This is a genomic window from Corynebacterium sp. CMW7794 (assembly GCF_001563605.1).
Lineage (GTDB): Bacteria > Actinomycetota > Actinomycetes > Mycobacteriales > Mycobacteriaceae > Corynebacterium > Corynebacterium phoceense.
Map to the genome: position 1 here is coordinate 21192 of NZ_KQ961735.1, position 8354 is coordinate 29545.

General features: G+C 63.4%; 8 protein-coding genes and 1 pseudogene. 6 read left to right on the plus strand and 3 right to left on the minus strand.

The features are described 5' to 3' along the window. Window positions 1-76 precede the first annotated feature (76 nt). The 4 genes from HMPREF3227_RS06155 to HMPREF3227_RS06170 are packed head-to-tail and all read left to right on the plus strand — an operon-like array spanning window position 77 to window position 3197. Entirely contained in the window at window positions 77-1165 is a 1089-nt protein-coding gene (locus tag HMPREF3227_RS06155) for an inositol-3-phosphate synthase (protein WP_066511251.1), read from the plus strand. Between the two features lie 34 nt (window positions 1166-1199). Next, entirely contained in the window at window positions 1200-1685 is a 486-nt protein-coding gene (locus tag HMPREF3227_RS06160) for a MarR family winged helix-turn-helix transcriptional regulator (RefSeq protein ID WP_066492580.1), read from the plus strand. Between the two features lie 48 nt (window positions 1686-1733). After that, window positions 1734-2711, plus strand: coding sequence for a universal stress protein (locus HMPREF3227_RS06165; protein ID WP_066511253.1), 978 nt, complete (start codon window positions 1734-1736; stop codon window positions 2709-2711). 9 nt (window positions 2712-2720) lie between these two features. Then, complete coding sequence (locus HMPREF3227_RS06170; RefSeq protein ID WP_066492586.1) at window positions 2721-3197, plus strand: hypothetical protein; 477 nt, start codon at window positions 2721-2723, stop codon at window positions 3195-3197. A 30-nt stretch (window positions 3198-3227) separates the two neighbouring features. Here the strand turns inward: HMPREF3227_RS06170 and HMPREF3227_RS06175 are convergent, their stop codons facing one another. Then, on the minus strand, window positions 3228-4154 hold the full coding sequence (locus HMPREF3227_RS06175) for an oxygen-dependent tRNA uridine(34) hydroxylase TrhO (protein WP_066511257.1): 927 nt from the start codon (window positions 4152-4154) through the stop codon (window positions 3228-3230). A 39-nt stretch (window positions 4155-4193) separates the two neighbouring features. Further along, window positions 4194-5690, minus strand: a complete 1497-nt coding sequence (locus HMPREF3227_RS06180) for a DUF1846 domain-containing protein (RefSeq protein WP_066492588.1) — start codon at window positions 5688-5690, stop codon at window positions 4194-4196. 553 nt (window positions 5691-6243) lie between these two features. Here HMPREF3227_RS06180 and HMPREF3227_RS06185 point away from each other — a divergent pair. Together HMPREF3227_RS06185 and HMPREF3227_RS13720 are read left to right on the plus strand one after the other, a co-directional pair. Beyond that, window positions 6244-7065 carry an Fpg/Nei family DNA glycosylase gene (locus HMPREF3227_RS06185; RefSeq protein ID WP_066492592.1) on the plus strand — a complete coding sequence of 274 codons (822 nt, stop codon included), beginning with the start codon at window positions 6244-6246 and terminating at the stop codon, window positions 7063-7065. 418 nt (window positions 7066-7483) lie between these two features. After that, on the plus strand, window positions 7484-7759 hold the full coding sequence (locus HMPREF3227_RS13720) for an SOS response-associated peptidase family protein (RefSeq protein ID WP_230384245.1): 276 nt from the start codon (window positions 7484-7486) through the stop codon (window positions 7757-7759). A 323-nt stretch (window positions 7760-8082) separates the two neighbouring features. Here the strand turns inward: HMPREF3227_RS13720 and HMPREF3227_RS13530 are convergent. After that, window positions 8083-8354, minus strand: a pseudogene (locus tag HMPREF3227_RS13530) (hypothetical protein); the annotation flags it as partial.

The window sequence follows — 8354 nt, forward strand, 5'->3', positions numbered from 1 at the left end:
GGTCCCCACTTCTGGTAAATTCCCCGCTAGCTTGGCTCCCGGAAGCGCGATAGTCGCGCGGAAAGGAAATACATCAATGTCACAGAAGGTGCGCGTCGCCATTGCCGGCGTGGGCAACTGCGCCACGTCGCTCATCCAGGGCGTGAAGTTCTACCGCGACACCCCGGCGGAGCAGAAGATCCCGGGGCTCATGCACACCGTCTTCGGCGGCTACCACGTGGGCGACGTCGAATTCGTCGCTGCATTTGATGTGGACGCGGCCAAGGTGGGCCACGACCTCGCAGACGCCACCCGCACGGAGACGTCCTGCACGATCACCATCGCGGACATCCCGGAGTTGGGCGTGACCGTCCAGCGCGGCCCGACGCTCGACGGCCTGGGCACGCACTACCGCGAGGTCATCGAGGAGTCCGAGGCCGAGCCGGTGAACGTGGCGCAGGCGCTGCGCGACGCCCAGGTGGACGTCCTCGTGTCCTACCTGCCAGTGGGCTCGGAGGAGGCGGATAAGTTCTACGCTCAGGCCGCGCTCGACGCAGGCTGCGCCTTCGTCAACGCCCTCCCCGTCTTCATCGCCTCGGATCCGGAGTGGGCCCAGAAGTTTACGGACGCGGGCGTGCCCATCGTGGGCGACGACATCAAGAGCCAGGTGGGTGCCACGATTACCCACCGCGTCCTGGCCAAGCTCTTCGAGGACCGCGGCGTGCGCCTTGACCGCACCATGCAGCTCAACGTGGGCGGCAACATGGACTTCAAGAACATGCTCGACCGCACGCGCCTGGAGTCGAAGAAGGTCTCCAAGACTCAGGCGGTGACCTCCAACCTCCACGAGTCCCCGCTCGCGGGCAAGGTCCATGACCACAACGTCCACATCGGCCCCTCGGACTACGTGCCGTGGCTGGACGACCGCAAGTGGGCCTACGTGCGCCTCGAGGGCTCGGCCTTCGGCGAGGTTCCGCTCAACCTCGAGTACAAGCTGGAGGTCTGGGACTCCCCCAACTCCGCTGGCGTCATCATCGACGCTGTGCGCGCCGCGAAGATTGCACTCGACCGCGGCCTGGGCGGCCCCATCCTGCCTGTCTCCTCCTACCTGATGAAGTCCCCGCCGGTGCAGCTGGGTGACGAGGAGGCCCGCGCACAGCTCGAGGCCTTTATTCGCGGGGAGTAGCCAGAATGCGACGGCTTCGATATATTTAGTTTCTATGAATGAACAAGATGCGGAGTCTCCCTCGAGCTTCGAGGTCGCGCTCGAGGTGAGTACGGAGCTGCAGCCGGCGCTTAACAAGCTCATGGTCATCTTCCAGCGCACGACGGAGGGCTCGCGGCTTACCACCTCGCAGGTTTCCATCATGAACCAGCTCAAGCGCCGCGGCCCGTCCCGGGTGTCCGCCATCGCGGAAGCCGAACTCATTCGCATGCCCACCGCTTCGAATGCCCTGTATCAGCTGGAGTCGCGCGGCTTCGTCGAGCGCATGCGGGATGAAAAGGATCGCCGCGGCGTCCTCGTCGCACTCACGGAATTGGGCGAGGCCGAACTCAACACCGTCTCCCGCCAACGTGCGGAAGCACTCGCGGAAATTCTTCGCTGGCTCGAGCCCGAGGATCTGGAGACGGCGAACGAGTTCACGGGTCTTATCAGCCGCCTGGCTACCGTTTATCAGCCGCCGCGATTTTCCCAAAACGGATAGGGGCCGCTAATAATAGAGGAAAGCACGCTCCTCATTGATTCGGTGACTATGGCTAAAAATTCCGCGGCATTCCCACCCGCTCTGGCAGACCCTTCGGTTCCCCTGCGTCTTCTCGTCTTGTGGAACCCGGCCACGCCTGGCGCGGAGCAGTCCACCGGCGCCATCGACGTCGCCGCGTGGCTCGGCCGCAGCACCCGCGTACGCGTGCGCGTCGCCTCCACCTTCGTGCAACCCTGGGCGTCGGCCCCACTCGCCAAGCTGGGCGGCAAGTATAAAAAGTGGCTCAAGGCAGAATCGTCCGCCTACGCAGATGCCGTACGCAAGCAGCTCGCAGACTCCACACTGGAGAAGAAGCACTGGGACAAAGAGCCCTCCGCCCTCCTCGTCGGCCCCAGCCAGCCACGTTTGCTTACCGATGCCGCCGCGGACTTCAAGGCGGACATTATCCTGCTCGGCCCCCATCAGGCCGCGCCCAAGCACCGCCTCCTCGCGGGGTCTACCGCAGATAGCCTCTTGCACTACTCCCCCGTCGCCGTAGGGCTTACTCCCGCTGACGCCAAGCTCGCCAAGGGCGGCGTGAAGCGCATCAACTTTGCGTTCAGCGAAGACCACCACGAGGGACAAGACCGCGCCCTGCGCCAGGCAGCCTCGCTCGCCGCACGCCTCGACGTCCCGCTGCGTCTCGTCGCGTTCTCACCCACCGGGCTCATCCACCCGCCGCTCAATGCGCAAGTCGACGTCACGAAGAAGCTCGCCACGGAGTGGCACGAGCACACGCTCTCCCTTCTCGATCGCGCGACGGATCTCGTCCAGGACGAGTTCCCGCAGCTCGAGGTCTCCTCCGTACTCGGCTCCGGCGCGGGCTGGCAAGGCGCCGTGGACGCGGTGAAGTGGAAGAAATCTGACCTCATGGTTTTCGGTTCCAACCCCATCTCGCCCTTTGCCCGCGTCTTCTTGGGCTCGCACGCCACGGAGCTCCTCCCCCACCTCACGGTCCCCGTCATCGTCATTCCGGCTGAGGTTTAGACTTCAACTATGACCAGGCCTGAGCATCCGGAAAACGACCTCGACTCGCTCCTTGATTCCATGAACAAGCAGCCGCCCGAGCCACATACGTTCGACGAGCTTGCCGATGCCCCCGATCCCCTCAAGCTCGCCCGCGCCTCCCGCCGCTCCACGCGGCAGGCCATCATCTTCCCGCTCCTCATCGTCGCTGTCTCGCTGCTCATCGGCCTCGGCTCGCTACCGATTATCCGCTCCTTCGGCGGGCCGCTCTGCGCAACCGGCGAGGCAGACTGGCTGTGCACCGACACCGCCCGCTGGCTCTGGATGCCGCTGGCCATGCTCACCCCCACCCTCGGCATGGTGGGCTCCGGCGTCATCATGATGCGCAAGCTCAACGGCTACGTCCGCTGGTTCGTCTGGATGGGCACCTTCTGGTTCTGCGCCCTGCACTTCATGCTCTGGGGCATCGACGTCCTCCAGGTGTTCCTCAACGCCCAGAACCTCTAAGCTCCCCAGTTCCTTGCGCAAGGAACGGACTTAGGACGCGAGCTGGGCTGCGACCTCCGCGCAGTCCGGACGGCCGCAGTGCTGCGTCTCGACATGCGAGGCGCAGTCATCGCAGATGAGCACCTGGCGGCGGCAAGTGTCCTCGTTGATGCAGTTGTGGAAGGTATTGGACGCCGAACCGCAGTGGACGCAGTAACCGAGCTGGATAAAGCCGGGGTCTTCGAGGCCCTGGCCAAACTCGTGGTGCATGCGGCCGTCGAAGACGTAGAGCGAGCCCTCCCACAGCCCGTCATTGCCGAACTTCTCGCCGTAGCGGATGATACCGCCGTCGATTTGGTAGACCTCTTTGAAGCCGCGGTTCTTCATGAGCGAGGAAAGAATCTCGCAGCGAATGCCACCTGTGCAGTAGGACACGACCGGCTTGTCCTTCATCCAGTCGTACTTGCCAGACTCGAGTTCCTCGATAAAGTCGTGCGTCGTGGTGACATCCGGGACGACGGCGCCTTTGAACTTGCCGATCTCGGCTTCCATTGCGTTGCGGCCATCGAAGAAGACGACCTCGTCGCCGCGCTCTTCCACCAGCTTGTTGACTTCTTCCGGCTTGAGGTGGACGCCGCCGCCGATGACGCCGTTCTCGTCGACCTTAAGCTCGCCCGGCGCGCCGAAGGCCACGATCTCGTCGCGGACCTTGACGGACAAGCGCGGGAAGTCGTCTGCGCCGCCCTCGGACCACTTGAACTCCATGTTTTTGAAGCCCGGGTACTCCTTGGTCACGCGCACGTAGCGCTTACACGCCTCCATGTCGCCGCCCACGGTGCCGTTGATGCCATGCTCGGAGATGAGGATGCGCCCCTTGAGTCCCAGGGACTCGCACAGGGTGCGCTGCCACAACATGACGGCCGTGGGATCCGCGATGGGAGTAAAGGCGTAGTAGAGGAGAATTTTGCTGATGCTCACGCCTGCAATTCTAAGCGTGAGCACAGCAGATTCCAGAATTTAGCGCTTCTGGTAGAGCGCGGACTTACGCGCGAAGACCGGGTCCGAGGTGACGAGCACGCCGAGGTTGCGGAAGATGCCCTCGTCAACGGAACCCAGGATGGTCGTCGTGTGGACGTCACAGCCCTCGAGGTTCTTGAGCTGCTCGAGTGCCAGGCGCGCGTGCTCGTCCTTGGCGGCCGACACAGACAGGGCGATGAGCACCTCGTCCGTGTGCAGGCGCGGGTTGCGTGAGCCCAGGTGCTTCGTCTTCAGCGTCTGAATCGGCTCGATGGACTCCGGCGAGAGCAGGTGGATGTCATCATCGATGCCCGCAAGGTGCTTAAGCGCGTTAAGCAGCATGGACGAGGAACAGCCGAGCAGTTCGCTCGTGCGGCCGGTGATGATGGTGGCATCGGCAAGCTCGATGGTGGCAGCGGGCTCGCCGGTCTCCTCGGCCTTGGCGCGGGCCGGGGCCACGACGGGACGGTCGGTGGCCTTGATGCCAGCCTTCGCCATGACGACGGCGGCGCGATCCGACATCGTGGTGTCGAGGCCCAGGCGGGCTTCCTCGACGAGCGCCTTGAAGTAGCGGCGGATGATCTCCTGCTGCGAGGCGGCGCGGCAGACCTCGTCGTCCGTGATACAGAAGCCGGCCATATTGACGCCCATGTCCGTGGGCGACTGGTAGGGCGTGCCGCCGGTGAGCTTCTCCAGCATGGTCTTGAGCAGCGGGAAGGCCTCGACGTCGCGGTTGTAATTGACCGTGGACTCGCCATGGGCAGTGAGGTGGAAGTGGTCGATGATATTCGCGTCGTTGAGATCGACCGTTGCGGCCTCGTACGCGAGGTTGACGGGGTGCTCGAGCGGCAGGTTCCAGATGGGGAAGGTCTCAAACTTCGCGTAACCGGCCTTCACGCCGCCCCGGATCTCGTGATAGACCTGGCTCATCGCGGTAGCAAGCTTGCCGGAGCCGGGGCCCGGGGCGGTGACAACGACAAGATCGCGAGTGGTAGGCGCGAACTCGTTGCGGCCGAACCCCTCGTCCGAGACGACGAGGTCGAAGTCCGCCGGGTAGCCCGGGATGACGCGGTGGCGCGAGACCGTAAGCCCCAAGCGCTCGAGGCGATCGATGAACGCCTCCGCCATCTTGTTGCCGTCTTCGAGCTGCGTCATGACGACGTTCTGGACAAGGAAGCCGCGGCCGCGGAAGACGTCGATGAGGCGCAGAACGTCGTCCTCGTACAGGATGCCCAGATCCGCACGGACCTTCTGGCGCTGGATGTCCTTGGCGTTGATGCACACGAGGATTTCGACGTCGTCCTTGATGCGCTCCAACATCGCAATCTTGTTGTCCGGGGTGAAACCGGGCAGGACGCGGGAAGCGTGCATATCGTCGAAGAGTTTGCCACCCATCTCTAGGTAGAGCTTGCCGCCGATCTGTTCGCGGCGGGCGTTGATGTGTTCGGACTGGAGCTCGATGTATTTCTCGCGGTCAAAGCCGATAGCGTGCGTCATGTAGTGGTGCCTTCCGGGGCGCTCGAGGGGTCCATCAAACACCGCGTTGCCGCGGGTCTGGGACGTCTAACATTCCGCACGAAAAGCTTACACCCGTCCGCGTTTCCTTTTTGAAAGCCCAGTTCAACCGCATGATTTCGCCGCCAGACAAGAAAGGAGGAAGCGCCTCGGCGCTGCCAAAAAGTGTAGGGGTGGCAACGAGGGCGCTTCCTCTGGTTCTCTTACAGTGGTGAAGTTTAAAGCCATTCCCAGGCTGTCACTCAGGTGACTAATCATGATTATGCACGAGAAAAGCGAAATCTCCTCAGCATTTTGTTGATATGTCGCCATCTCATATAAACGATAGAAACATACTCTGCGCGTGAACTGCGTTAACGGCGTCAACTTATGAACGAAACACCATATTATGAATTACATCACACCGCGTCGCGGGCGGCTTGTTGCCCGTATTTTTCACTCGCTTTGCTTCGGCCAAGAGATGGGAGCGCATGGTGATACCAGGAAAGTACGGTAGGCAAGTCTTGCTTTCCATCCCGTGACTACGATAAACATCATGCCCGAAGGTCACCTCATCCATCATCTCGCGAACCGCCTCAACGCAGAGCTGCGCACCGGCCCGCTGAGCGTCACGAGCCCGCAAGGACGCTTCGCCGCTGAGGCCGCACTTCTCGACGGCACGACCATCGACTTCGCAGAGGCCCGTGGCAAGCACCTCTTCATTCACTTCGACGCCCCCTCGCCGGAGCACACCGTCCATATCCACTTAGGCCTCATCGGCAAGCTCTACTTCGAAGCCCCCGAGGATGACTGGGGACACATCCGCCTGCATATCAGCAATGAGACGTTGGCCACGAACCTGCGCGGTCCGCAATGGTGCCGACTCATCACCGACGCTGAATACGACGCCGCGCTGAAGAAGATCGGCCAAGATCCCGTGCGCGAGGACGCCGACCCAGAGTTTCTCTGGACCAAGGTGCACCGCTCCGCACGTTCCGTAGGCTCGTTGCTCATGGACCAACACCTCTTTGCCGGGGTGGGCAATATCTACCGTGCGGAGGTCCTCTTCCGCCAGGGCATCTCACCGTTCACGCCGGGCAAGGAGCTCACGCGCGCAGAATTCGACGCCCTGTGGGACGACCTCGTGACACTCATGCGGATTGGCGTGCGCGACGCCCGTATCGACACGGTCCGTCCCGAGCACACGCCGGAGGCCATGGGCCGCCCGCCGCGCAAGGACGACCACGGCGGCGAGGTCTACGTCTACCGCCGCGAAGGCATGGCCTGCTACGTGTGCGGCTCCCCCATCCACGAACAGACCATGGAGGGGCGCAACCTTTTCTGGTGCCCCACGTGCCAGCCAAGGCAATCAGCGTAAACGACTCCACGCACGTTTGTCCGCGCCTAGCTGTTAAAAGTCGGGCCAGGCGAGGTAGGTGCTAGTCGACATGACTCCAGTCTCTCATCTTTTGGGAATAATGGGTCCCGTGTGTGGCCGTGATGTCCTTTTCAGCACGCCCGAATAGCTCGGGGCGCCATGCGACGCCGCACCGGGCAGCAGCGGGTCGCGGTGGCCGGGGAGGCGCCGCAGGAGAATTACAACATCGCGCCCACTCATACGATGCCGGTGCTGCGGCCGTTTCGTGGGGTTCCGACCCTCGGGCCGGCGGTGTGGGGCTAACCGCCGAAGACTGTCTTCAAAGCCCACGGTGAGACGGCTTTCGACAAGCCAACCTTCGCAGGGTCGGAGCCGTGTGTGTTCATCACGGAAGGTTGGTACGAGTGGACGGCCGATGATGACCCCGCGCCGGGGACCAGCGGAAGCAGCCCTGGTTCACGTACGCCGGTGGAGGCCGATTTTTATTGCTGGGCTGTGTAAGGCGGTAAATGGGGTGGTGTACGCGACGATGGTGACCACGGCGGCCGCCCCGGAAATGAAGTGGTTGCATCACCGGATGCCGCGGGTGCTGGTGTCGGGAGAAAGGGTTGGGGAGGCCGTGGTGCGGGGAGCGCTGATGGTTCGAGCCACGCGGTCGATGAGATGTGCCGCTGGCTTGAGGGTAATGAAGTGACTTTGCGGGAGATGGCAGTAGGGCCGCCCGGGCACAGGTTGGGTGGCCTGGTGAGCGAGAAGGCGGATAAGGTGGGCGGCAACGTGGCTAACAACGGTCCGCATTTGATGGGGCGGTAGTCCGATGCACTGGGGTTGAGGGTGGGGCGAAGCCGGGGTTCGTATGCCCGGAAGCCGCGGCGGGGAGCTGGGGAATAGTGCGTTTCTTGTGGGGTGGGAATGCGGAAGCGGCGGGGCGCGGGGTGGTCCCCGCGGCTCCCGCCGCTTCTATGTTGGGTCAGTGTTGAGGTCGGGTGGCCTCAGCGCTGGCCCTGGGTGCGCTGTTTAGTCCTGGCGCTTGCGCAGAGTCATCAATGCCGTTCCGACGAGGATCAGCAGTGCTGCGATCCCTACCGGAATAGCGACGTTTGCGCCGGTGCGTGCCAGTGCGGACTGGCTGCTGGACTCCGCCTGCTCCGGCTGGCTGCCCTGTTGGCCGGAGCCGCCGGAGCTGCCACCCGAGTTGCCCGGAGCGGCTGGCTGCTCGCTCGGCTTCTCGGACTCGCCTGGCTTACCCGGCTCACCCGGCTTGCCCGGCTCACCTGGCTTGCCCGGCT

Excerpts from the sequence above, each read along its gene's own strand:
- HMPREF3227_RS13720 (WP_230384245.1), top strand. The coding sequence starts at position 7,484 with ATGACCCCGCGCCGGGGACCAGCGGAAGCAGCCCTGGTTCACGTACGC.
- HMPREF3227_RS06180 (WP_066492588.1), bottom strand. The coding sequence starts at position 5,690 with ATGACGCACGCTATCGGCTTTGACCGCGAGAAATACATCGAGCTCCAG.
- HMPREF3227_RS06165 (WP_066511253.1), top strand. The coding sequence starts at position 1,734 with ATGGCTAAAAATTCCGCGGCATTCCCACCCGCTCTGGCAGACCCTTCG.
- HMPREF3227_RS06155 (WP_066511251.1), top strand. The coding sequence starts at position 77 with ATGTCACAGAAGGTGCGCGTCGCCATTGCCGGCGTGGGCAACTGCGCC.
- HMPREF3227_RS06170 (WP_066492586.1), top strand. The coding sequence starts at position 2,721 with ATGACCAGGCCTGAGCATCCGGAAAACGACCTCGACTCGCTCCTTGAT.
- HMPREF3227_RS06185 (WP_066492592.1), top strand. The coding sequence starts at position 6,244 with ATGCCCGAAGGTCACCTCATCCATCATCTCGCGAACCGCCTCAACGCA.
- HMPREF3227_RS06160 (WP_066492580.1), top strand. The coding sequence starts at position 1,200 with ATGAATGAACAAGATGCGGAGTCTCCCTCGAGCTTCGAGGTCGCGCTC.